The sequence below is a fragment of the Nonomuraea sp. NPDC049400 genome, assembly GCF_044466425.1.
Lineage (GTDB): Bacteria > Actinomycetota > Actinomycetes > Streptosporangiales > Streptosporangiaceae > Nonomuraea.
Genome location: NZ_JBITMP010000001.1, coordinates 399,126 through 422,367, shown reverse-complemented (window position 1 = coordinate 422,367; position 23,242 = coordinate 399,126). Strand labels below are relative to the sequence as shown.

Below are 23,242 nucleotides of genomic sequence, written 5' to 3'. Positions count from 1 at the left end.
CTGGCGCAGCCCTGGTGAGGTTTTGGAAAAGATCTATACTTTTGTCCGAAAACTTCCCGGCATCCTCCCTTCACCCCTCAGGAGGGCTTCACCGTGGCACGCAAGACGAAGACCCGTGTCGGACTGGTCGCCGGCGGGCTGGGCGCGTACTGGCCGCAGTTCCCCGATCTCCTCCCCCAGCTCCAGCGATCGGCCGCGCGGGTGTCCGAACGGATGCGGGAGCTGGACGCGGAGATCGTGGACGTCGGGTTCATCTCCGACGCCCAGGAGGGCGCGGCGGCGGCCGAGAAGTTGCGGGCCGCCGACTGCGACCTCATCGTCGGGTTCCTCACCACGTACATGACGGCCACCATGCTCGTGCCGATCGCCCAGCGCAGCGGCGCGCCGGTGCTGCTGATCAACCTGCAGCCGACCGAGTCGATGGACCACGCCACGTTCGACACCGGCCAGTGGCTGGCCTACTGCGGCGCCTGCCCGCTGCCCGAGATGGCCAACGCCTTCCAGCGGTGCGGCATCCCGTTCCGCTCGGTGTCGGGCTACCTGGAGGACGAGCGCGCCTGGGCGCGGATCACGAGCTGGGTGCGGGCAGCCGGGGCCCGCGCCGCCCTGCGGCACGGCCGCCACGGGCTGATGGGCCACCTCTACCCGGGCATGCTGGACGTCTCCACCGACCTCACGCTCGTCTCGGCGAACTTCGGCGGGCACGTCGAGGTGCTGGAGTTCGACGACCTGCGGGTACGCGTGGAAAAGGTCACCGACGCCGAGGTCGCCGCCAAGCGGGCCGAGACCGAGAAGATCTTCGAGCTGGCCGACAGCGTCAACGACACCGACCTGGAGTGGGCCTGCCGCGTCTCCGCCGGGCTCGACCGGCTGGTCGAGGACTTCTCGCTGGACAGCCTGGCGTACTACCACCGCGGCCTGGACGGGGAGATGCACGAGCGGCTCGGCGCCGGGATGATCCTGGGCGCGTCCCTGCTCACCGCGCGCGGCATCCCGGCGGCGGGCGAGTACGAGCTGCGCACCAGCCTGGCCATGCTGATCATGGACCGGCTGGGCGCGGGCGGGTCGTTCACCGAGCTCCAGGCGCTGGACTTCCACCGCGGCCACGTCGAGATGGGCCACGACGGCCCCGCCCACCTGGCCATCAGCGCCCGCAGGCCGCTGCTGCGCGGGCTCGGGGTCTACCACGGCAAGCGCGGGTGGGGCGTGTCGGTGGAGTTCGACGTCAAGCACGGGCCGGTGACGGCGTTCGGCATCATCCAGCGCCGCGACGGCCGCTTCGCCCTGGTGGCCTCGGAGGGCGAGACCGTGGACGGGCCGCACCTGCAGATCGGGAACACCACGTCCCGCGTGGACTTCGGCCGGGATCCCGGCGAGTGGACCGACGACTGGAGCGCCACCGGCATGTCCCACCACTGGGCGCTCGGCACCGGCCACCGCGCCGCCGAGCTGAAGGCCCTCGCCCACCTGCTGGAAACGGAGTTCATCCAGATCTGACCCCACCTGGCACCGCGTTTCGCGATTACGTCAAGCGAGATCTTCCTCGGCGCCGTTTTCCTAGATCTATGCGGGAGCACAACGTAAGAAATCCGCTACATACGGGCGAGTATTCTGCCCGATATGAGCGGTTTTCGGCGATTGTGGCGCTCACGTAACGTGAGCGAGGCGGGCTGAGGGCGGTGCTGGGGAACGACGCCTCGCCGAGCGGCTCGTCCCGCCTGGACGAGCTGCTGGTCGAAGCCGTCGCCGCCACGGGAGCGCACATCGGCGCCACTTACCTCAAGGACGAGAACGGCGGAGTCCTGCGGATGGACGCGCAGCTGGGACTCCCGGAGCTGATCGCCAAGGCATGGGCCAGGGTCAGGATGAGCGACCCCGTGCCCATCGCCATGACGGTGCGCGAAGGGCGGCTGTTGTGGCTCGCCGGCAGGGAGGACCTGGTGCGCATGTTCCCGGCGGCGGCGCTGTCCGTGCCGTACCACTTCGCGGTGGCCGCTTCCCCCCTCCGCGGCGACGACACCGTCTGGGGCGGGTTCCTGCTGCTCTGGCCGGGCGGGCGGGTGTCCCGGCTCTCCCAGGCCCAGCTCGACGTCATCGACGACGTCACCACCCGGATGGCCCGCCTGCTCGAGGAGGCGGCCGGGCGGGGGCGCCCGATCATGCCTGGGCCCCGGCCCCGCGCGCTGGACTTCGTCCCGCAGGCCGACCCACGGGCCGACCCACGGGCCGACATGGTCGCGCTCGACTGCCTCAACCGGCTGCCCGAGGGCTACTGCTCGCTGGACACGGAGGGGCGCGTGACCCTCCTGACGGCCCCTGCCGCCGACCTGCTGCGCAGCTCCGCGTCCGAGCTGCTCGGCCGGTGTCTGTGGGAGGCGCTGCCGTGGCTGGACAACCCCGTGTACGTGGACCGTTACCGCGCCGCGGTCGTCGGCCGCCAGGCCACCCACTTCACGGCGCGCAACCCGGCGGAGCAGCAGCTGTCGTTCCGCTTCTTTCCCGGCCTGACCGGGATCACCATGCGCATCGCGCCGGGCGCGGGCAACCGCGGCCCCGGCCGCCTCGCGGGCGTCGCCGCGGACTCGTCCAGGACGATCGCCCTGCACGAGATGCTGCACCTGGCCACCAGCCTCTCGCGGGCGATGACCGCGCAGGAGGTGGTCGACCTGGTGGCGCACCACGTCATGCCGCTCTACAACGTCCAGGCCCTGTGCATCCTCACCTCGAAGGGCGGGCGGCTGCGCGTCGACGCCTCGCGCGGCTACAGCAAGGGGGCCATCGAGGAGTTCGACGGCCGTCCCTTGATCCCGCCGAACCCGGCGAACCACTCCTTCGACGCCTGCCAGCCGGCGTTCTTCGCCACGTGGGACGAGCTGCGCCGGGCGTACCCGGACGCGGTCCGCTCGGACGACATGTCCGCCTGGGCGTTCCTGCCGCTGGTCACCTCGGGCCGCCCGATCGGCACGTGCATCCTCGCGTTCGACCGTCCGCACCAGTTCAGCGCCGACGAGCGGGCCACGCTCACCGCACTCGCCGGGCTGATCGCCCAGGCGTTCGAGCGGGCCCGGCTCTACGACGTCAAGCACCAGCTCGCGCAGTGCCTGCAGCGGAGCCTGCTGCCGCGCACGCTGCCCGAGATCCCCGGCCTCGAGCTGGCCGCCCGCTACCTGCCCGCCACGCCCGGGATGGACATCGGCGGCGACTTCTACGACCTCATCCGCCTGAGCGACACCATGGCCGCGGCGGTCATCGGCGACGTGCAGGGCCACGACGTGACCGCCGCCGCCCTCATGGGCCAGGTGCGTACCGCCATCCACGCCCACTCCACCGCGGGGGCCAGCCCCGGCGAGGTGCTCGCGCACACCAACCGGCTGCTCAGCGACCTGGCCCCCGACCGGTTCACCAGTTGCCTGTACGTCAGCCTGAACCTGCGCAAGCGCACCGCGTGCCTGGCCAGCGCGGGCCACCTGCCGCCGCTGCTCGGCCGGCCCGGCTGGCGCACCCGGGTCCTCGGCCTCTCCCCCGGGCTGCTGCTCGGCGTGGATCCCGACGCCGAGTACGCCACCTCGGAGGTGCCGCTGCCGCCCGGCTCCGTCCTGACCCTCTACACCGACGGCCTCATCGAGGAGCCGGGCGTCGGGATCGGCGAGGCCATCGACGAACTGGCCGAGCGCTTCACGCCCTCGGCCGGCGAGCCCCTGCACGACCTGGCGGAGTCGCTCATCAAGGGGGTCACCGTCGAGCAGCGTACGGACGACATCGCCGTGCTCCTCTGCCGGACGTGAGCCCTGGACGTGAGCACTGGATGTGAGCCCGTCAGCGGTGGACGTGGCTCAGCAGGGCCGCGCCGAGGGGTGTGACCGTGTGGATCACGTTGCCGCCGGACCTTCGGCTGACGATCAGCCCCGCCTCACGGAGGGACCACGAGGCCGCGCTGCGCAGGCTCGGCCGGGCGCGGCAGCTCGCGACGGCCATCGACTCCCCCATCTGGCAGGCCCGCGCGCTGCACCAGCTCGCCGAGGTGCACAGCGAGCGCGGCCACAAGGCGGCGGCCGCGTCGGCGCGGGCCGAGGTCCGCGAGCTGCTCGCCTCCATCGGGGCCGAGGACCCGGACCTCGGCGCGGGCGTCCCCGCCGGCCCCACGGTGTAGCGGTCGCCGCCGAGCATGGCCGCGTCATAACAGACCCCGGGCGACCTTTCCGTCTTTGCGGATGATCACCGGTCGTGTGACGATGATCGAATGCGGGTGCGCTTCGTCGGCAGTGGGGACGCGTTCGGCAGCGGCGGGCGTTTCCAGACGTGCATCAGCGTCACGTCCGGCGACCTCGTGGTGCTGGTCGACTGCGGCGCCACCAGCCTGACCGCGCTGAAGTCCCAGGCGATCGATCCGCGGTCGGTCGACGCCGTGGTGATCTCCCATCTGCATGGCGACCACTTCGGCGGGCTGCCGTTCCTCGTGCTCGACGGCCAGTTCAGCCGGCGACGAAGCCGCTGCACGTGCTCGGGCCCGCGGGCACGGGCGTGCGGCTGGCCGAGGCGATGGAGACGCTGTATCCCGGCTCAAGCCGGGTGACGCGGCGCTTCCCCGTCGAGGTGCGCGAGCTGCCCGCGGACGGGTCGCCGTCGGAGGTCGGCGGGCTGACGGTCCGCGCGTGGCAGGTGGTTCACGAATGCGGCGCCCCGCCGCTCGCGGTGCGGGTCGATGACGGCGAGTCGGCCTTCGCGTACTCCGGCGACACCGAGTGGACTCCGGCGCTCGTCGAGGTGGCCCGCGGCGCGAGCCTGTTCGCCGCCGAGTCGTACACCTACGACCTGCCGATCCGCTATCACCTGGACTACCGGACCTTGCGCGCCCATCTTGACGAGCTGCGCGCCGGCCGCATCGTGCTGACGCACATGTCGCCCTCCATGCTGGCGAGGCTCGCCGACACGGACCTGCCCGCCGCGTACGACGGCATGACCGTCGACCTGTGACCGGCTCCTCGCTCCACAGCCGATCGGGGCGAGCGGGAAGCGACGACCCAGGCCGGCAAGGGCCCGGGGCGTCGCGCGCCTTGCCGCCGACGTACCCGAGGATCGGGCGCGTCAGGACGGCGTGACCGGGCGGAAGGAGCTGTCCGCGCGGAACAGGGCCGTGTCCTCGGCCTTGTCCAGGCGCAGCCGGTCGCCGCGGTGGCGGACGAACCGGCCCGGGTAGTTGACCGACTCCAGCCGCACCGATCCCCCGGCCGTCCCCTGCCGGGCGTGGAAGGTCGCGTCGCGCCTGAACAGCGCCGTCCCGTCGTTGGCCTCGAAACGGATCACGAAGTCGCGATGGCGCAGGTAACGGCCGTCAGGGGCGACGAAGGAGTAGCCCTTGGCGCCGTCCAGCCCCGGCACCACCCTCAGGACGAGCGGGTCGGCGCCGATCCGGCCCGTGGCCTGGATGTACGCCTTCTGGCGGTTGACTGATTCGAGTGCCCGCGACACCCCCGTCGCCAGGAGCCCGCCGCCGGTGGCGCGGGTGAAGGTCAGCGTGCCGAAGCCGAGGTGGTCGTACTTGCTGCCGCCGTAGTCGCCCCCGCCCCCTTCGGGGGCGACCCGCTTGCTGTACGCCTCGATGTACGGCACGGCCAGCCCCCGGCGCACGCCGTAGTGGTTGAGCAGCAGCGCCCAGATCGGTTCGGTGGCGCCGCGCCCGGCGGCGGAGATCTCCGTCTGCTGGCGCTGGGCGCAGGTCGTGCTGTGCCCCCACTTGTACGTGGTGAACGGCACCGTCTCGCCCAGGTTGTACTTGGCCACGTACTCGGCGCCCTTCATGAACCGGTCGCCGGCGTAGCCGTACAGGTCGATGCCCTGGTTCCAGGCCATCTCGCAGAGCACGCCCATCCACCCGACGCCGACGCTGGTGTGCCCCTGGTCGCGGCCGCTCTCCTGCCACTGACCGAGCCCGCCGGGGTGCAGGAACGGCACCGCGTTCATGATGGCGCCGTTGCCCTTGCCGTGCTTGAAGTACTCCACCGCCTGGTCCACCTTGGCCTGGTCGTCGGCGAGGACGCCGATGGCCAGGATGGAGGCCATGTTGCACAGGTCCCAGTTGGCCCAGTAGTTGGTGATGCAGGCGCCGTTGTGCTCCCTGAGGAACCGGTCGTTCATCGGGTAGAACACCGTGAGCATCATCTTGGTGAAGCGCTCGAAGTCGAAGCCGGGGTAGCCGCGCATGATCTCGCCGACGTTGGCGAGCTGCCAGCCCTGGATCCCGGCCGCGAGGTAGCGGTCGGCGTTGCCGTTGACCGCCTTCAGCGTGGCCGACCAGGCGTTGAGCACGTCCCGGGCGGTGTCGCCGTGGGCCTTCTCGCCGCTGATCTTCCAGCGCAGCGCGTTCTGGTAGGCGGCGGCCACGTCGATGGCCAGCTGGACGTGGTTCGCGCCCGTGCCGCCCCTGACCACAGTCTCGAGCGGCCGTGCCTTCCAGGTGCTCCTGGAACGGCCGTTGGCGACCAGCTTGTCCCAGCCGGCCTTCCATGGCTGGGCTCCGGCGTTCACCTGCGCCCGCATCCGGTCGAAATCCGCCTGCGTGTGCAGGAGGCCGGGGTGCTTGACCGCCGCGGCGTCAGCGGGCAGGGCGGGCAGCACGGCGGCGCCCGCCCCCACGGTGACGGCGGCCCTCAGCACGCTTCGACGGGAGGGCTGCGTGGTCATATGGATCCTTTCCCAGGAGTCACTCTGGTCACAGGAGACGGGCGCGGGCGGCGGGGATGACAGAAATTCTCAAACCCGGCTGTGCTGGGGGACCCGCGCCGGATGCGCGGCCCTGGTCACGTACTGCGGTACGGGGGCGCGGTCGTCGCCCGTGTCGCGGGTCAGGCCGTACCGCAGGATGCCCTTGGCCGGGTCCGGCCTGGTGGAGATGTCGCCCCAGACCTCCTGCCAGGTCTTGGGCGCGATGGTGAGGTCGATGTCGGTGCCGCTCTCGTTGTTGTGCAGGGTGACGCTGCCGTCGAGGTAGTAGAACTCGTTCTGCCACATCTGCTGCTGGCCGCGGGGCAGCCGCACGAAGCCGGTCTCGGGCGAGCCCATCCAGGTGACGCCGGACGCCTGCTCGTCGTCCATGCGCCGGCCGCCGCCCGAGGCGACGTGGAACAGCTTGCCCTTCAGTCCGGTCCAGGTGGCGGGCTGGAAGGGGCCGACCCGGTTGCGGTAGAGGATGCCCCACCGCACCTGTACGTAGCCCTTTCCGGTGATGGTGACGTAGTCGCCCCGGTGCGTGATCGACGGGGCTCCGCCGAACCGGGAGTACCCGTGCTTGCCGCCGATCTTGACCGTGCCGGCGGGGCGGCGCGGCAGCGGGGCCGGGGGCCGGTTCCTGGGCGGGGCCTGGTCCACCTGGTCCACCGTCCGTCCGTACGGGCTCCTCGTCGTCTTCCTGGACGGGCGCGGCGACGACGTCGGTGAGGACACGGGTGAGGAGACAGGCGAGGACGACACGATCACCGGTGTGGCCTGCCTGGGCGGGGCCTCCGGCCGCATGGTCTGGACGACGACCGCGCCTCCGGCGATCAGTGTGGCGCCGGCGGCGGTGACCGCCATCGGCTTGGCGGCCAGCGCGGAGCCGGCCGCCGCCTTGCCCTTGGCCAGCAGGCCGCCCTTCAGCGCCGGTGCGGCGGCCGTACGAGCGGCTTCGAGCAGGCCCGCCGCGATGCCCACGGGGACGGCGACCAGCCCGAGCTCGGCCAGCAGCCGTTCGGCGGGCACCAGGTCGGCGAGCCGGCCGGTGCAGGCCCGGCAGTCGCGCACGTGCCGGGACAACCGCTTGCGCCAAAGGTCGGACGGCACGCCGTTCCAGGTCGCCACCGCGGCGGCCAGTTCGGGGCAGCGCGGCTGGACCGCGAGCGCGCGCACCACGGCGCGGGCGCTCTCCAACCGGCCCTTGGTGCGCTGGACGCGTACGGCGGCGTGCGGCTCGCTCGTCTCCAGCGCGGCGGCCAGTTCGGCCCTGGTCAGCTCGCCCGCCACCTCCATCCACCACAACGCGAGCACCTCGCGGTCGTCGGCGTCGAGCCAGCGGGTGGCCTCCGCGGCCTCCTTGCGCTGCCCGGACAGGCCGAGGCGGGTGACGGTGAGCGCGGCGAAGTCGGAGGCCGCGTCGGCCATGCCCAGCGCCTCGTCGAGTGCGGCGAGGGTGGCGGCCCTGGCCTGCCGCCACTCGCGTACCTGGTTCATGGCGATGGCGACCACCCAGGAACGGAAACGCTCCGGGTCGCGCAGCCCGGACACGCCCGCCACGACCCTGGCCATCGTCTCCTGCACGACGTCGTCCACGTCCGGATGGCCGTTCATGGCGCGCCCGGCGATGTTGTACACGAGCGGCAGGTGGCTCCTGACCAGCTCGCCGATCGCGTCACGATCGCCTGCCCTGGCCGCGAGCACCGTCTCGACGTCATACGTCGGTCGCGCGTGCATCCGTCACCTCGCCCTGGGAGCGACACCATTCAGACCGCACAAAGCGTGCATTGTTCCATTTGTCGCCTATAGGACGCCAACGCCACCGCCCACACAGCCCCGGGACCGGCCAGCGGGCGGCCGCTCACCCGGGCGCAGGTCAGTGAGCGCAGGTGAGCGCTGGTCAGTGAGCGCCGGCGGCGGTCAGCAGGGCGCGGATCGCGGGCCGCAGGGCCATGATCATCGAAATTCAGAGAACTCGTGAATCACTCTTAAGATCACCCAAGAACAGCCCCCCTACAGGAAGAGCTCACTCATGCGCACCATCTACGCCGTCACCCATCCTGAGGCGACGCACCACGTCGAGAGGGTCGTCGGCGGCTGGCATGATTCGCAGCTGACGCCAGCCGGCCTCAGCGCGGCGGCCTCCATTGCCCAGGCGCTGCGGGCGCAGATCCCGGACGGCGCCGATGTGGAGCTGTTCTCCTCGGATCTGCGGCGCACCCGGCAAACAGCCGAGAAGGTCGCCGAGCTGTTCGGCGTGAAACCGATCCTGGACCGCAGACTGCGGGAGAAATCCTACGGAGAGGCGGGGGGAAGGCCGCAGGAGTGGCTGGACCGACGATTCGTCCCGCCGCCGGCTACCGGGGAGCGGTTGGAACACGACGAGGGCGTGGCGGGTGCCGAGACCAAGGCGGCGTGTGCGCAGCGCATCTACGCGGCCATGGACGAGATCTTGCAGCGCCCCTGCGAACACCAGATCATCGTGACGCACGGCGGCTCCCTGACGTTCGTCGTGGCGTCCTGGATCAAGATGCCGATCACGGCGGTCGGCTATGCCAGTTTCCGGGTGGCATCGGGCAGCATCACCACGCTGCGCGAAGACGACTTCTTCCACAACCGCACGGTCGTCAGCCTCGGTGACACCCGCCATCTCGACTCCGCCAAAGCCGGCTGACCTCTGCCTGGCCTGCTTCGACGGCTGATGAGGTGGCGCAGCGAGCCCGACTGCTCGAGATCCGCGACAACCTGATCGACAGCTTCTCGGGGAGGGCTGACGGTACGCTCGGCCCCGAAGTGCTCATCCTTGCGGCACCACGGCGCCGAGCACCACGTCGATTCTTGCGCGGGTCTGCCGCTGGTGGTGCTCGCGGGCGCGCTGGAGCACTGGTCCTGGTGCGGCCTGAGGTAGCGCTGTGGCCTGAGGTGGACGTGCCTGAGCAGCGCCTACAGGCTGACCAGCGGAACATTCCGCGCGATCAACACCGGCTAGTACTTGCGGCAGTCGTGCTTGGCGAGAACCAGGGTCATCCCGGCGACCTGGTTGGTCTTGTTGGACACGTAGAAGAGGTAGAGCGCCTTCTTGTTGCCCGGCACGCCGGCGGTGGGATAGCCGCCCGGACCACGCCTCAGGCCGGGGTAGGCGGTCTTCAGCTGCGCCCTGGTGGAGCCGACGCCGATGCCCTGGGGCGTCTTGAGGCTAGTGGGCGCGACGATCATGGTCATGCCGTACTTCTTGGAGATGTACATCCCCACCCGGTAGTTCGGGTACGGGTTCTCCTTCAGGTCCCAGCCCGTGCATCCGGCGTGGTCACCCACTGATTTGCGGACGATTCTCCCGGTCGCCTTCGCCTTCGCGGCGCTCATGCCGAGCTTCAGGCTGCCGTACCCGTACGGTCCCAGCGTCGCCTTCTCGGCGGCGAGCGCGGCGGGCGCGACGGCGACCGGCACGAGCCCGCCCGCCAGCGCCACCACCAGCGCCGATCGGCCGATCCGTAGGGCGTTCGTTCGGTTCATCGTGCTACCTCCTTGATCTTTGACTTGATCACTTTAGTGATGGTCCGGATTGGTTGTTGGGGATTCGCGGAGTTGCGGGCAGGCGCCGCCGCATTCGGATCACCCGCCGGCGCAGCATGCCCGCGAAGCACCTCGACGTCGGCCCGCCGTACACCAACGACCTGTACCGGGGCGTTCCGCGCGGGCCTGGCGCGGTCGCCGGCCGACCGTGACGGCCTGACCTCTGTGGTGGACCGTGTTCGACTGGCTGCAGCCGGACTGGGTGTAGCAGAGCGTAGAGGCCCTAGCGCCGCCGGACCGCGGTGAGCACCCCGTCGCCCACCTCGATCAGCCGCACGACGAACTCCCCGTCGGCCGCCAGCAGCTCGTGGAACTCGACGAGCTGCTCACTGTGGCTGACGGCGTTGTCCACCGCGATGACGCCCCCGGGCACGAGCGCCCGCCGCAGGTGGGGCCAGTAGTCCACGTACGCGGGCCGCTCGGCGTCGAGCACCACCAGGTCGACCGACGCGTCCGCGGCGGCCGCCAGCGCCTCGCCGCCGTCGCCGTGCACCACGTTCACGTGCTCGGCCACCCCGGCCGCGGCGATGTTGGCGCGGGCCCGCTCGACCCGCTCGCCGTCGACCTCCACCGTGACCAGCCGCCCTCCGGTGTCCCGCACGGCGTCGGCGAACCAGATCGCCGAGTAGCCGTTGGACGTGCCGATCTCCAGCACGTTCCGGCTGCCCTGCGCCCGGATGAGCAGCGCGATCAGCCCCGCGGCGGCGGGCGTCATGTTGCGCAGCCTGAGGAGGCGGTCGGCCAGCGGGGCGTCGTGCTCGCGGCCGCGCTGGTAGAGGTCCTGCAGGTAGCTTTCCAGGGACGTGTCCACGGTCATCCTTCCTTGAGGCCCTCGATCACAGGGCCGAGGCCGTACATCCGCGGCTCCTGGACGGTGATGCAGCTCGAAACCGTACCGCTCGGGGAGTCCCGGCGATGGCGGGGGTCAGACGTCCGGGCTCGTCGTGGCGAGCAGTCCGGCTCGCAGTGCCTTCTCGTTGGCGGCGAGGAACTCCGCGAACGTGCGGGGCGCGCGGCCCGTGAGGTCCCGCACCGCGGTCGTGGTGGCCGCCAGCGAGCCGGCCGCGACTTCCCGGCAGAGCTCGGCGAAGTCGTCGGCGAACTGCGCGGGCAGTCCCTCGGAGCGCAGCGCGGCGGCGAGCTCGTCCGGGGACACCGCGGCGTGCCCGAACGTCCGGCCCAGGGCCGCCGAGAGCTCGCGCGCGATCTCGGCCGAGGTGAGCGCCTGCGGACCCGTCAGGACGTACGTCTCCCCGAGGCCGTGCGATCCGGTCAGCAGGGCGGCGGCGCAGGCGGCGATGTCGTGGCAGTCGATGTAAGACACCGGGGCGCCCCCGAACCCGTCGAGGAGCTTCCCGTCGGCGGTGAACGCGCCGGCACCGGTGATGAAGTTCTGCATGAAACCGCTCGGCCGCAGCATCGACCAGCTGAGCCCGGAGGCCTTCAGGTACTCCTCGATCTCCCAGTGCGCGCCCTCGGCCAGCCGCCCGCCCTGGTGGGCGCCCCAGACAGATACCTTCACCACCGTCGACACGCCGGCGGCCCGCGCCGCGTCGATGGCCGCCTTCTGCTGGCGGATCATCGGCTGCTCCCCCTCGACCGGCTGGGCACCGCCCGCGTTGAGGAACAGCCGGTCCACGCCGTCCATGGCGGCGGCCAGCGAGGCGGGCTCGTCGAAGTCCCCGACCACGACGTCACAGCCGCGGGCCCGGCCCTTGGCTCTGTCGCGGACCAGCGCCTTGAAGGCCACCCCCTGGTCGAGGAGAAGGCGCACGAGATGCGTGCCGATGGATCCGGTGGCTCCGGTGATCAAGATCATGTGTAGTCCTTCCGGTAAGATGAGGCAACCTCGAAAACACTATATCGAGGCTACCTCGAATTACTGGGGACGCCCGCATGACCAGCACCCGCCGGCCCCGCGCCGACGCCCGCCGCAACTACGAGCGCCTCCTGGCCGAGGCCGACGCCGCCTTCAAGGAACGCGGCGTCGACTCCAGCCTGGAGAGCATCGCCCGCCGCGCCGGCGTGGCCATCGGCACGCTCTACGGCCATTTCCCCAGCCGCCGCGCCCTGGTCGGCGCGCTGCTGCGAGAGCGCAACGAGGCCCTGTTCGAGCTGGGCGACCGGCTCCTGACCGGCTCGGCACCGGACGATCGACCCCTGGCCCGCTCGGCGCCGGGCACGCCAGACGACAGGGCCCCGGCCGGCTCGGCGCTGGCCGGCTGGGTACGCGCGGCGACCGCGCACGCCGCCACCTACAGCGGATTGGCCTCCCTGCTGACGGACGGCCTGGACGACGAGGCGTCGGAGCTGCACGACTCGTGCCTGCGCATGGCGGAGATCGGCGAACGGCTGGTCGCGCGGGCGCGCGAATCCGGCGCCGTACGTCCCGACGCGACCGGCGCGGACGTGACCGCGCTCACCTCCGCCGCCGCCTGGCTCCACGAGCACGTGTCACCCGCCGCCGCCGACCGCCTCATCACCGTCACACTGGACGGCCTGGCCGCCCGCCCTTAGCCGCCGGCGGCCGCCTGCCCTCGCAGCGCATCCGGTAAGCCGGAATTCCCGATGCCACGGCACCACTCCCGGCCGTGATGTCGCGGCCGGGAGTTTCGCCGTTCATTCGGGCGCGCGGCCCAGTTCATTCAGGCGCGCGGCCCACGGACCGGCAGGCGAACGCGCGGCTCGCCCGCGGGCGCCGCCATGCCGATGCCGATCTCAAGGGTCGACCGGCTCGCGCTCCAGGGGCCTGACCCGCCCGGCTTCGTCGCCGCCTCCGGCCGCCGAAGCGGTGCGCCTGTCGGCGTACAGGCTGGTGAGCGTGACGGTGATCAGGACCGCGATGATGACGCCGAGCGAGGCGAGGGTGGGGATCTGCGGGACCCACGCCCACAGGCCGTGCGCCCAGTGGAGGACCAGCTTGACCCCGATGAACGCCAGGATGACACCCAGGCCGTAGTTGAGATGGCGCAGCTTGGTGAGCACGTCCCGCAGCACGAAGTACAGCGCCCGCAGGCCCAGCAGCGCGAAGGCGTTGGTGGCGAAGACCAGGAAGGGGTCCTCGGTCACCCCGTACACGGCGGGCACCGAGTCGACGGCGAAGACGATGTCGGTGGCGAACACCGCCACGGTCGCCAGGGCCAGCGGCGTGATCGCCAGCCGGCCTTGCTCGCGCACCACCAGCCGGAACCCGCGATAGTCGGCGGTGACCGGGATGAAGCGGCGCAGCAGCCGGACGCTGCGCATGGAGTCGATGTCGACGTGCTGGTCGTCCCCCTTCAGCACCTTGGCCGCGGTGACGATCAGGACCACCCCGAACAGCAGGAACGCCCACGTGCCGCTCTGCAGCGCCGCGGCGCCCAGCGCGATGAAGACCGCCCGCAGCACCAGCGCCCCGACGATCCCGTACAGCAGCACCCGCTGGGCCAGCTCGTGCGGCACCGCGAACGCCGACAGCAGCAGCATGAACACGAACAGGTTGTCCACCGACAGCGACTTCTCCACCACGTATCCGGTGAAGAACTCGACCGCCACCCCGGTGCCGAAGACGCCCCACAGGTAAGCGCCGAAGCCCACCGGCAGCACCAGGTAGAAGACCGACCAGGCCAGGGCCTCGCGCATACCTACCTCATGCGGGCGCCGGGTCAGCACGATGTCGATCGCCAGCAGCAGGATCAGGGCGGCCACGGTGATCGACCACAGTGCGGGTGAAGCGATCGTGCCCTGATCGGGCGCAGCCAGAATTGTCCCCGGGGACATGAAACCTCCTCGAACGAGCTCAGCCGTTCGAGGTCTCCTTCACCCGGGGGTGCGGGTGGCCGTCCGGGGACGCCAGATAACGTCCGTACTGACCGGATCGACGCTTGGGAAGTACTCCCCTCGTCTGGCCCAGAGTAGGACAAATCCGGCCAGCGAGCCACTGTACGTCGGCGCGGATCGCGGCCAGACGCTGCTCGGCGTCACCTTCGTCGGCCTCGCGGCGTCGAGCTCCCGCTGCCATGGGTTCGAGCCAGAAAAAAGGGCCGTAGAGCATGGGAACGTCGAGCGGTACGCTCATCGGATCTCACCTCATCGATCCTGGCAGTGGCACCTTTCCTGTCAGGGCAGGTTGCCGGACCGTCGCAGGGCCAGGTCCCTCGGGTCCTCTGGATGATGGCGAGATCCGATCGTCCGTTCCCGGCGGGGAGCGTCAGACCAGGGGCCGCCGAGCAGTTCCCAGGCGGCCCGCCGATCTACTGGTTAGCAAATGCCCCACACCGGGGACCAGAGCTTGTTGTAGTAGCGCGTGCCCTTGTAGTAGATCCGGAGGCCGCAGGGCTTGCGCGAACTGCCCCCCTCCCAGGTGCGCGTCTTTCCGACCGTGATCTTCTTGTAGCCGGAGTCAGGCCCGGTCTGGATCATGTTTACCTTGACGGTGCTGCTGCAGCCGTTCCTCACCTTCAGGTACCGCGTGTTGCCCTTGACCCACGTCGTGTGGGTGACACACCTCAGCTTTGCGTCGGCGCTGGTGGCTGCGCTGGCCGCGGGTACGCCGCTAACGAGCGTGCCCACGATTCCCGTCATCAGTGCAGCGGCTACCAGTTTCTTTCGCATACTTCCTCATTGCCTTATCTTTGGGGATAAAAGCCGCCCAAGACCCTAACACGCATCGCGATCATACGGTTACCCGCCGAGCGCGCCCGGCGGAGCCGGCCCTCGATCCATGCAGGCTCCGTGCCGGGGAGCTGTAGCCGGGTCGGCGTTGCAGCGCTGGCAGGGAAGGCACACCGGTGCTGACGGCAGTAGCTGAGGATGGTTCGGCGCGAGACGGCTCCTCGACAGCACGCGATGCGGAGGAGGCGGGCGTCGGGGCCGTCGACGTACCCAGTGGCGACGTACGTGCATCAGGGCAGACCACGTAGCGTCCGTACTCCGAGACAGCGAGTGCACTTTGCTCTTGCCATGATCGGGCGCTATGCGTGATGCTTGCAGACCTCTTGAGCGAATCGGCCGAAAGCTCCCAGAGCGCGTCACTCGTGCCGTGACATATGCAGCGGCGTCGCGAAGGGAGCGGCAATCAGAGAGGTAGTTCACCCCGTGATCCACGGCCCGTGGCCCCAGCAGCCCGCAGAAACGCTGGAGTCGATGTCCGTTGAACCGCTGCTGACCAGGGACTACGACGCGGACCCCGCACTCGTCCACGAACGCCTGCGCGGCAGGTACGGCCCGGTGGCCCCGCTCGAGCTCCTCGGGGTGCCGGTCTGGTTCGTCCTCGGCTACGAGGAGGTGCTCAACGTCCTGCAGAACAAGGGCGGCATCTGGAGCAAGGACGTGGACAGGTGGCGGGCGCACGTGGAGGGCCGGATCCCGGCGGACTGGCCCCTGCTGCCGATCTTCCAGGCCAACAACTCGGCGTTCTCGGAGGGCGCCGCGCAGCGCCGGTTGAGGTCCGCGTGGACGCAGGCGCTCGCGCCGTTCCAGGACCACTCCAACCCCCAGGCCCAGCTGCTGGAGCAGGCCATCACGCAGTACGCCGACGACCTCATCGGCGTACTGTCGGAAGGTGGCTCCACGGGGTTCGCGGACCTGGCGGCACAGTACGCGCGGCCGCTCCCGCTGATGGTCGCCAACCGCATGCTCGGCTTCGCCGCCGCCCGCGGCGAGGAGGTGGTCATGGACATCTGGCGGATGGCCGACGCCGGTCCCGACGCGGCAGCGGCGTTCGGGCGCCTGTACGAGGCCATGACGGAGCTCGCCGCCGCCAAGCGGGAGCGCCCCGGAGACGACCTGCCCTCCTACATGATCAGCGCCCAACCGGACCTCACGCTGGACGAGCTGGCCCGCGAGCTGTTCATGCTGCCCGGACTGCTCGACTTCACCGCCAGCCTGGTCTGCAACGTGGTCGTCGAGGTCGTCTCCAACCCCGATGTGCGGGCGAGCCTGTCGGTCGGCGCGATCGACGAGACGGTGAACCGGGTCGCCCTGCTCAACCCGCCCATGGCCAACCTCACGTTCCGCTTCCCGAGGGCGGACGTGAAGATGGGGAACTACACGATCGCCGCGGGTGATCCGGTGATGCTCTCCGTCGCGGGCGCCCACGCCGATCCGCGGTTCGCGGGGGCGCTCGATCGGCATGCCATCCGCAGCACCCGGGCCCACCTGGCCTGGGGCGCCGGGCCGCACAGCTGCCTGGGCCAGCGGCTGGCGATCCAGATCACCACGATCGCCGTGCGCCGGCTCTTCGCCAGGCTCTCCAAGGTGAAGCTGGCGCTCCCGTCCGACCAGCTGCCCTGGCGCCCCTCGCCGTTCATGCGGGCGCTGCGCTCCCTGCCCGTCCAGTACGAGCTCGCCGAGATCTACGTACCGGCCGGTGAGGGCGGCTTCGACGGCGAGGCGCTCGCGGCGCAGCCGGCGCCGGCGGACGAGGCCGGGCAGGCGTCGTCCCGTTCCGGGTTGTGGGGCTTCCTGCGCGCGCTGCGTCGCGGGCGATGAAAGCCCGCGGGCCGGTCCCGTGCTCACGCGAGAGACCCGGACCGGCCCACCGAGCCCCGGGCTCACGCAAGAGACCCTGACCGGCCCGCCAAGCCCCCGAGCTCGCGCCAGACACCCGGACCGGTCCGCCGAGGTCCACACGCTCGGGGCTGGTTCACTCCTCGGCCAGGACGTCCTCGCCGACGAGGCGGCGGAGCCGGTCGTTGGCCTGTTCCAGCACCGTGAGGGCGATCTCGCGCCGATCCTCGCCTGTCTCGCCCATGACCTCCTCGGCGAGCTCCGCCCATGCGCGTTCGATGGCGGGCACCAGCTCGTGGCCGGCCTCCGTGACCAGGACGCGCACCTGGCGGCGGTCACCGGCCACCGCCTCGCGGCGGAACCACCCGCCGCCCTCCAGCCGGGCCAGGCTGCGGGTCGCGGTCGGCGGCTCGATGGAGAGCCGCGCCGCCAGCTCCTTGACGGTCATGCCCTCGGGCTCCTGAGCCAGCAGCCACAGCAGCACGTCCTGCCCCGGGTGCAGCCCGAGCGCCGCGAGCTTGCGCGCCTTGGCGGCGCGGTAGAGCTTGCTCATCTTGTTGAGCGCCCGGTTGATGCGCATCACTTCACTTGCATCCACAGCATCCATCCTACCGAGTGTGTATAGTCGGCTAATAAGTAGTCGGCTAACTATTGGAGAAGCTGATGGATCTAGGACTCAACGGGCGGGTCGTGCTGGTCACCGGGGCATCCGGTGACATCGGCCGCGCGATCGCCAGGACGTTCGCGGCGGAGGGGGCGTTCGTCGCCGCGGGCTGGCACGGCAACGAGGAGCGGGCCCGCACCCTGGTCGACTCGATCAACCAGGCGGGCGGCAAGGCGATCACGGTGCGGACCGACCAGCATGACCCCGAGTCGGCGGCGGCGGTGGTGCGCCAGGTCGAGAGCGAGCTCGGCGACGTCGCGGTCCTGGTGGCGAACGCGGTCTCCTGGCCGGTGGCGGGGCCGGAGACGTGGGAGAGCCTGACCGCCGGCCTCACCGGGAACGTGACAGGGACGCTCGCGCTGGTCGACGCCGTGCTTCCCGGCATGCGGAGCGCCGGATGGGGGCGGCTGGTGCTGATCTCGTCCGATGTGGTGGACCAGCCGCTGCCCGCGGGCGTGGCGTACCCCGCCGCCAAGAGCGCGCTGGAGGCGGCGGGAAAGGTGCTCGCCGTGCGGGAGGCCCGGCACGGCATCCTCACCAACGTCGTGCGGCCGGGCTTCACGCTGACGGAGAAGGCGCTGACCTGGCCGCAGTTCGGGCAGGAGGCCGTCGACGCCGAGGGCGCGAAGACGCCGACGGGACGCATCTGCACGCCGGAGGACGTCGCCTCCGCGGTCGCCTACCTGGGCTCCGCCGCGAACGGGCACGCCAACGGCGAGGTGCTCTCCGTGGCGGGCGGGCGGCACCTGACGCGTTAGCGGAGGGTCGGACCGCCGGCGTGGCCCCCTCCGTGCAGGCGCGGCCGGGGAAACCCTGTTCAGAGGGTACGGGCTCGCTCCGCGAGGACCTCCGCGCGGGCGAGCTGCACCTCCCTGGCCTTGCGGGCGGCGTACCGGAGCAGCGGCCCGAACGTCGCCCGCACCGTCAGCACGTCCTCCACCTCGGTCACCCCGCCCTCGGCGGCCAGCCGGAACCGGTAGTCGAGCCGCACCCCGCCGGGGCTGTCCACCTCGCCCTCGACGCCTTCGCGTGAGGCGCGCAACGTCACCTCGATCAGGTTGTCGTACCGCAGGAAGCCCAGGAACCGGAAGCGCTCCACCGACACGAACCGGGTCTGGCCGGGCTCGCGCCGCACGTCCCGCACCTCCACCACCAGCGGCGACAGGCCCACGTAGCTCGACGGCTCGCTCAGATGCGCGAGCACCGCGGACGTCGGGGCCGCGACGTGGAAAACGTTACGCAGCGAGGTCTCCGGCACGGCTCGGCCTCCTGGGCGTCGATGAGTGATCTGCCCAGTATCGGGGTCACGGGCGCAAATGATCGCCTCGGCGCGATCGGCGCCACCCCACACCCTCACTCGCCGTGCCACGAACGCCAGAGGGCGGCGTACGTGCCGCCCGCCTCGACGAGGTCGTCGTGCGTCCCGAGTTCGGTGAGCCGGCCGTCCTGCATGACCGCGACCCGGTCGGCGTCATGGGCGGTCTGCAGGCGGTGGGCGATGGCGATGACGGTCCGGTCGGCGAGGACGGCGGCCAGGGCCCGCTCGGTGTGGCGGGCGGTCCTCGGGTCCAGCAGCGCGGTGGCCTCGTCGAGGATCAGCGTGTGGGGGTCGGCGAGGACCACCCGGGCCAGGGCCACCTGCTGGGTCTGCGCCCCGTCCAGGCGGTGGCCGCCGGGGCCCAGGTCGGTGTCCAGGCCGTCCGGGAGGTCGCCGATCCAGTCGGCGCCGACGGCGGTGAGGGCCGCGTGCAGGTCGGCGTCGGTGGCGGAGGGGGCCGCGATGCGGAGGTTGTCCCGTACCGTGCCGAGGAAGACGTGGTGCTCCTGGGTGACGAGGATGACCCGCTCGCGCAGCCGGTCGGGGTCGAGGTCGGCGACGGGCACGCCGCCCACGGTGACGGTGCCGTTCCTGGGCCTGTCCACGCCTGCCAGGAGCCTGCCCAGCGTGGTCTTGCCCGCGCCCGAAGGTCCGACGATCGCCAGGCGTTCGCCGGGCTGGACGGTCAGGTCCACCCCGCGCAGCACGTCGGGGCCGCCGTCGTAGGCGTAGTGCGCGCCGGCGACTTCGAGCCGGTCATCGGCCGGTACGGAAGCGGAGGCGGTGGCCGGCGCCTCCTGCGAGGCCAGGGCGATGCCCTCGACCCGGGCGAACGAGGCGCTGCTGCTCTGCAGGTTCTCCAGGTGATAGAGGATGGTGTCCAGCGGCTGGGACAGTTGCCGCAGGTAGAGGGCCGAGGCGACGACCGTTCCCAGGGTCATGGCGCCGCCCTGCGTCATGACGCCGCCGACCAGCAGGACGCCGGCCACGGGGATGACGTAGGAGACGTCCACGATCGGGAAGAGCACGCTGCGCAGGAACAGGGTGCGGGTGCGGGTGCCGCGGCACTCGTCGATGGCCTGCCGGCAGGCCGCGGTGCGGCGGTGCTCGAGCCGGAGCGCCTCGATGGTGCGGGCGCCGGTGGTGGCGGCGGCGAGCTGCTCGGCGAGGGCCGAGTTGGCCGCCCCCTCGTCCAGGTACGCGGTGACCGCGCGGCGCAGGTACCAGCGGGCGGCGAACCAGATGCCCACGAGGCCGAGCACGCCGCACGCGCCGAGCAGCGGGTCGAGGGTGAAGACCGCGCCGAGGATGAACGCCGCCTGGACCGCGGCGATGAGGATCTCGGGACCGGCGTCCCGCAGCATGGCGCCGACCTGCGTCACGTCCGTGGTGCCGCGGGTGGTCAGGTCGCCCGTGCCGGCACGCTCGATCACCGAGGTGGGCAGGGCGAGGGCGCGGTCGGTGAACTGCTCGCGGATGCGGGCCAGCGTACGCTCGCCGAAACGGTGGCCGAGGTAGCTCGCGTAGCGCGAGAGCAGGAGCTGCGCCAGGGCGAAGGCGAGGATGGCGAGGGCCAGCCGGTCCACGGTGCCGACCCCGGCGCCGGCCTTGACCTCGTCGACGATGCGGCCGAGCAGCCACGGGCCGACCAGTCCCGCGCCGGCGGCCAGCGCGTTGAGGGCGATCACGGCGGCGAAGGCGCGGCCGTCGAGGCGGATCAGCCGGAGCGCGGCCCGGCGGACCCGGGAGGGCTCGGCGACAGGCAGGGGTCCGGCCCCGGACAGGTCGGTCATCGGACGGCCTCCTCGAGCCCCGTCCCGGCCCCGTCGCCGGACCCGCTGTCGGACCCGTCATCAGCCCCGTCGTCGGACCCGTCGTCGGCGTCGTTGTCGACGTCGTCGTCGTCGGCGGCGTCGCGGGACACCAGCAGGCGGTAGCCGGGGTGTTCGCGCAGCAGCTCGCGGTGGCTGCCCGCAGCCGCGACCGACCCGTCCACCAGGTAGTACACGGTGTCGGCCTGGTCCAGCACGAGCGGCGAGGTCGTGGTGACCGCCGTGGCGCGGCCCTCGCGCGCGGCACGCAGGCGGGCCGCGATGGTGGCCTCGGTGTGGGCGTCCACGGCCGAGGTGGGCTCGGCCGCCAGCAGGATCTCGGGATCGGCCAGCAGCGCCCGGGCCAGGCGTACGCGCTGGCGCTGCCCGCCGGACAGGTTGCGGCCCTGAGGGTCGATGGCCGAGTCCAGCCCGTCCGGCAGCCCGCGTACGACGTCCTCGGCCATGGCCGCGTGGACCGCCCGCTCGACGGCCTGCTCGTCCGGGTCCCTGCTGCCCGCGATGACGTCGCGCAGCGGCCCGGCGAACAGGTCCGCCTCGTTGTCCGCCACCAGGATCCGCTCCCGTAACCGCGCCCGGTCGACGTCGCCGAGGCGGACCGTGCCCCAGGTGGCGGCGGACGCGATGAACCCGCCGAGCCGGTCGAGCACCGCCGCGGACTCCCCCGGGCGGGCGCTGACCAGCGCGGTCAGCTCGCCTGGCGCGATCTCGACGCCGGAGGCGGGATCGCGCAGCACCGACGGCGAGGCAGGCGCGTCCAGGCCCGCGTCCCCGCCTGTGACGTCGGGTTCCAACGTCAGGAGACGGACGACCCTGCCGGCGGCGACGAGGCCCCGGCTGAGGCCGTAGCTGCCCTCGATGAACAACGAGACCGGCACCACCAGCACCGCGGCGTAGCCGTAGACCGCCACCAGTTCCCCGGCGGTGATGTCCCCTTGCGCCGCCATCCGGGCCGCCAGCCAGGTCACCGCGCCGAGGAACAAGGTGGGCAGGCCGACCCCCAGGGCCTGGATCCAGCTGGTCACGGCTCCTACCTGGTAGCCCTTCTCCTGGAGCTCGCGGGAGCCGCGCCGGTAGCGTTCGGCGTACACGTCCTTGCCGCCGATGCCGTTCAGGACCCGCAGCCCCGCGGCGATGTCCCCGAACCGGGCGGCCAGCTCCCCCTGCCGCGCCCGGTACACCGTCTCGGCGCCGCGCAGCCGCCCCATCAGCGGGCCGAGCAGCACCGCGAGCAGCGGCACGCCGAGCAGCACCACCGCGGCGAGCAGCGGCGAGACGGCCAGCAGCAGCGCGGCCACGACGACGTAGGCGAGGACCGCGCCGACGCCGGGGCCGGTGATGGTCAGCGCGTGGGCGATCACGCCGGCGTCGCCGAACCCGATCGTGACCACTTCTCCTGCCGTGACCTTGCGCGACAGCGCCGCGCCCAGCCGCGTCGCCTGCAGGACGACGACCTGTGCGGTACGGAAGGCGGCGTCCATCCGGACCCTGGTCATCGTGCGGTGGCGCATGATGGCCAGCCAGGCGTTCAGCACCCCGATGCCCAGCACCGCGCCGACCCACCCGGCCAGCGCGTCCCAGCGTCCCGGCGTCAGCCCGTCGTCGATGGCCCGCGACAGGACATACGGCGGCAGCGTCAGGCAGACCATCCAGGCGCTGCCCAGGATCGCGCCGACGGCGATCCTGCCGCGCTGGCTCGTGACCAGCCACCACAGGTACCGTCCGGCACTGCGACAGTCGGGAGTCCCAGGGTCCATGATCGTCCGTTCTGCCATGCCCCTGACCCTAAGCCCCGGCCGCTTCCTGCCTCTGGCAGGGGGGTGCGGCTGCCGGAACGGCCCTGCCCGCTAACATCCGTGGTCGGACAACGTGAAAGGCGCGGCATGAGCGAGCACCCCCTGTGGCCCACGACCGGCGAGGCGACCATCACCGCCTTCCCCGTGCAGAGTGAGCGCCCTGCCCCCGCCGTCGTGGTCTTCCCCGGCGGGGCCTACCACCACCTCGCCGACCACGAAGGGGCTCCGGTGGCGCGGTGGCTCAACTCGCTGGGCATCGCGGCGTTCGTCGTGCACTACCGGATCGCGCCGCACCGCCATCCGCTGCCTCTGCTGGACGCCGCCAGGGCCGTGCGCTGGGTCAGGCACCACGCCGCGTCGAACGGCGTGGACCCCGCCCGCGTCGGGGTGCTCGGCTTCTCGGCGGGCGGTCACCTGGCCGGGCTCCTCGCCACCGAGGCGGGCCCCATGCTGCCGGAGGGCCCGCACGACGCCGTCGACCAGGCCGACCCGCGCCCGGGGCTGGCGGTGCTCTGCTACCCCGTCACCGACCTCACCGGACCGGCCGCGCACCGGGGCTCGGCCGCCAACCTGCTCGGCGCGGACGCGCCCGAGTCCGTACGCGCCGAGCTGTCGCTCGCCCACCGGGCAGGCGACGCGACCCCGCCCATGTTCCTGTGGCACACCGCCGACGACGCGGGGGTCCCCGTCGAGAACACCTTCCAGCTGGCTCAGGCGCTCGCCCGCCACCAGGTCCCCCTGGAGGTCCACGTCTATCCCAGCGGCAGGCACGGGCTGGGGCTGGCGGAGGACGACCCCGTCGCCGGCGACTGGACCAGCCGCTGCGCCGCCTTCCTCCGCGGCCGGGGCTGGTGATTGCGCGGCG

The 23,242-nt window shown here is 71.7% G+C and carries 22 protein-coding genes and 1 riboswitch; of the genes, 10 read left to right on the top strand and 12 right to left on the bottom strand.

The annotated features are described in order from the left end of the window. Positions 1-93: 93 nt before the first annotated feature. The 5 genes from ACIBVN_RS01820 (at position 94) to ACIBVN_RS01800 (ending at position 4,974) form a co-directional block, all read left to right on the top strand. Positions 94-1,497, top strand: a complete 1,404-nt coding sequence (locus ACIBVN_RS01820) for an arabinose isomerase (protein ID WP_397131560.1) — start codon at positions 94-96, stop codon at positions 1,495-1,497. Between the two features lie 182 nt (positions 1,498-1,679). Next, a complete protein-coding gene (locus tag ACIBVN_RS01815) occupies positions 1,680-3,785 on the top strand; it encodes a SpoIIE family protein phosphatase (protein WP_397131558.1) in 2,106 nt (701 codons plus the stop codon). Between the two features lie 77 nt (positions 3,786-3,862). Then, positions 3,863-4,150, top strand: a complete 288-nt coding sequence (locus tag ACIBVN_RS01810; protein WP_397131556.1) for a hypothetical protein — start codon at positions 3,863-3,865, stop codon at positions 4,148-4,150. 90 nt (positions 4,151-4,240) lie between these two features. Further along, positions 4,241-4,573, top strand: a complete 333-nt coding sequence (locus ACIBVN_RS01805) for an MBL fold metallo-hydrolase (protein ID WP_397131554.1) — start codon at positions 4,241-4,243, stop codon at positions 4,571-4,573. Further along, positions 4,498-4,974, top strand: coding sequence for an MBL fold metallo-hydrolase (locus tag ACIBVN_RS01800; protein WP_397131552.1), 477 nt, complete (start codon positions 4,498-4,500; stop codon positions 4,972-4,974). Before ACIBVN_RS01805 ends, ACIBVN_RS01800 begins: the two co-directional genes overlap by 76 nt. A gap of 111 nt (positions 4,975-5,085) precedes the next feature. Here ACIBVN_RS01800 and ACIBVN_RS01795 read toward each other — a convergent pair whose 3' ends face one another. Further along, complete coding sequence (locus tag ACIBVN_RS01795; protein WP_397131550.1) at positions 5,086-6,681, bottom strand: AbfB domain-containing protein; 1,596 nt, start codon at positions 6,679-6,681, stop codon at positions 5,086-5,088. Between the two features lie 69 nt (positions 6,682-6,750). Beyond that, positions 6,751-8,442 carry an RNA polymerase sigma factor gene (locus tag ACIBVN_RS01790; protein WP_397131548.1) on the bottom strand — a complete coding sequence of 564 codons (1,692 nt, stop codon included), beginning with the start codon at positions 8,440-8,442 and terminating at the stop codon, positions 6,751-6,753. A gap of 295 nt (positions 8,443-8,737) precedes the next feature. Between ACIBVN_RS01790 and ACIBVN_RS01785 the strand changes: the two genes are divergently transcribed. After that, positions 8,738-9,379, top strand: coding sequence for a histidine phosphatase family protein (locus ACIBVN_RS01785; protein WP_397131546.1), 642 nt, complete (start codon positions 8,738-8,740; stop codon positions 9,377-9,379). A gap of 311 nt (positions 9,380-9,690) precedes the next feature. Here ACIBVN_RS01785 and ACIBVN_RS01780 read toward each other — a convergent pair whose 3' ends face one another. From ACIBVN_RS01780 to ACIBVN_RS01770, 3 genes are all read right to left on the bottom strand, one after another. Beyond that, positions 9,691-10,218 (bottom strand): hypothetical protein, encoded by a 528-nt coding sequence (locus tag ACIBVN_RS01780; protein WP_397131544.1) that lies wholly within the window; start codon positions 10,216-10,218, stop codon positions 9,691-9,693. A gap of 283 nt (positions 10,219-10,501) precedes the next feature. Next, positions 10,502-11,095 carry an O-methyltransferase gene (locus tag ACIBVN_RS01775; protein WP_397131542.1) on the bottom strand — a complete coding sequence of 198 codons (594 nt, stop codon included), beginning with the start codon at positions 11,093-11,095 and terminating at the stop codon, positions 10,502-10,504. 108 nt (positions 11,096-11,203) lie between these two features. Next, on the bottom strand, positions 11,204-12,097 hold the full coding sequence (locus ACIBVN_RS01770; protein WP_397131540.1) for an NAD(P)H-binding protein: 894 nt from the start codon (positions 12,095-12,097) through the stop codon (positions 11,204-11,206). A gap of 77 nt (positions 12,098-12,174) precedes the next feature. On the opposite strand from ACIBVN_RS01770, the gene ACIBVN_RS01765 reads away from it, so the two are divergent. Next, entirely contained in the window at positions 12,175-12,795 is a 621-nt protein-coding gene (locus ACIBVN_RS01765; RefSeq protein ID WP_397131539.1) for a TetR/AcrR family transcriptional regulator, read from the top strand. A gap of 201 nt (positions 12,796-12,996) precedes the next feature. Here ACIBVN_RS01765 and ACIBVN_RS01760 read toward each other — a convergent pair whose 3' ends face one another. The 3 genes from ACIBVN_RS01760 to ACIBVN_RS01750 form a co-directional block, all read right to left on the bottom strand. Further along, positions 12,997-14,037, bottom strand: coding sequence for a TerC/Alx family metal homeostasis membrane protein (locus ACIBVN_RS01760; protein ID WP_397131537.1), 1,041 nt, complete (start codon positions 14,035-14,037; stop codon positions 12,997-12,999). 19 nt (positions 14,038-14,056) lie between these two features. Then, entirely contained in the window at positions 14,057-14,335 is a 279-nt protein-coding gene (locus ACIBVN_RS01755; protein ID WP_397131535.1) for a hypothetical protein, read from the bottom strand. An 8-nt stretch (positions 14,336-14,343) separates the two neighbouring features. Next, positions 14,344-14,434: riboswitch (SAM riboswitch) on the bottom strand. A gap of 83 nt (positions 14,435-14,517) precedes the next feature. After that, entirely contained in the window at positions 14,518-14,871 is a 354-nt protein-coding gene (locus tag ACIBVN_RS01750) for a hypothetical protein (RefSeq protein ID WP_397131533.1), read from the bottom strand. Positions 14,872-15,402: 531 nt separating this feature from the next. On the opposite strand from ACIBVN_RS01750, the gene ACIBVN_RS01745 reads away from it, so the two are divergent. Further along, a complete protein-coding gene (locus tag ACIBVN_RS01745) occupies positions 15,403-16,749 on the top strand; it encodes a cytochrome P450 (protein WP_397131531.1) in 1,347 nt (448 codons plus the stop codon). 154 nt (positions 16,750-16,903) lie between these two features. On the opposite strand, the gene ACIBVN_RS01740 is transcribed toward ACIBVN_RS01745, so the two are convergent. Beyond that, positions 16,904-17,365 carry a MarR family winged helix-turn-helix transcriptional regulator gene (locus tag ACIBVN_RS01740; protein WP_397131529.1) on the bottom strand — a complete coding sequence of 154 codons (462 nt, stop codon included), beginning with the start codon at positions 17,363-17,365 and terminating at the stop codon, positions 16,904-16,906. Between the two features lie 65 nt (positions 17,366-17,430). On the opposite strand from ACIBVN_RS01740, the gene ACIBVN_RS01735 reads away from it, so the two are divergent. Further along, positions 17,431-18,189: an SDR family NAD(P)-dependent oxidoreductase gene (locus ACIBVN_RS01735; protein ID WP_397131527.1), complete on the top strand. Its 759-nt coding sequence runs from the start codon at positions 17,431-17,433 to the stop codon at positions 18,187-18,189. A gap of 59 nt (positions 18,190-18,248) precedes the next feature. Here ACIBVN_RS01735 and ACIBVN_RS01730 read toward each other — a convergent pair whose 3' ends face one another. From ACIBVN_RS01730 to ACIBVN_RS01720, 3 genes are all read right to left on the bottom strand, one after another. Continuing rightward, positions 18,249-18,689 carry an SRPBCC family protein gene (locus ACIBVN_RS01730; RefSeq protein WP_397131525.1) on the bottom strand — a complete coding sequence of 147 codons (441 nt, stop codon included), beginning with the start codon at positions 18,687-18,689 and terminating at the stop codon, positions 18,249-18,251. 95 nt (positions 18,690-18,784) lie between these two features. Next, complete coding sequence (locus tag ACIBVN_RS01725) at positions 18,785-20,542, bottom strand: ABC transporter ATP-binding protein (RefSeq protein ID WP_397131523.1); 1,758 nt, start codon at positions 20,540-20,542, stop codon at positions 18,785-18,787. Then, complete coding sequence (locus tag ACIBVN_RS01720; RefSeq protein WP_397131521.1) at positions 20,539-22,356, bottom strand: ABC transporter ATP-binding protein; 1,818 nt, start codon at positions 22,354-22,356, stop codon at positions 20,539-20,541. The genes ACIBVN_RS01725 and ACIBVN_RS01720 overlap by 4 nt, the downstream gene beginning before the upstream one ends. A 108-nt stretch (positions 22,357-22,464) precedes the next feature. On the opposite strand from ACIBVN_RS01720, the gene ACIBVN_RS01715 reads away from it, so the two are divergent. Next, positions 22,465-23,232, top strand: a complete 768-nt coding sequence (locus tag ACIBVN_RS01715; RefSeq protein WP_397131519.1) for an alpha/beta hydrolase — start codon at positions 22,465-22,467, stop codon at positions 23,230-23,232. Positions 23,233-23,242: the final 10 nt, after the last annotated feature.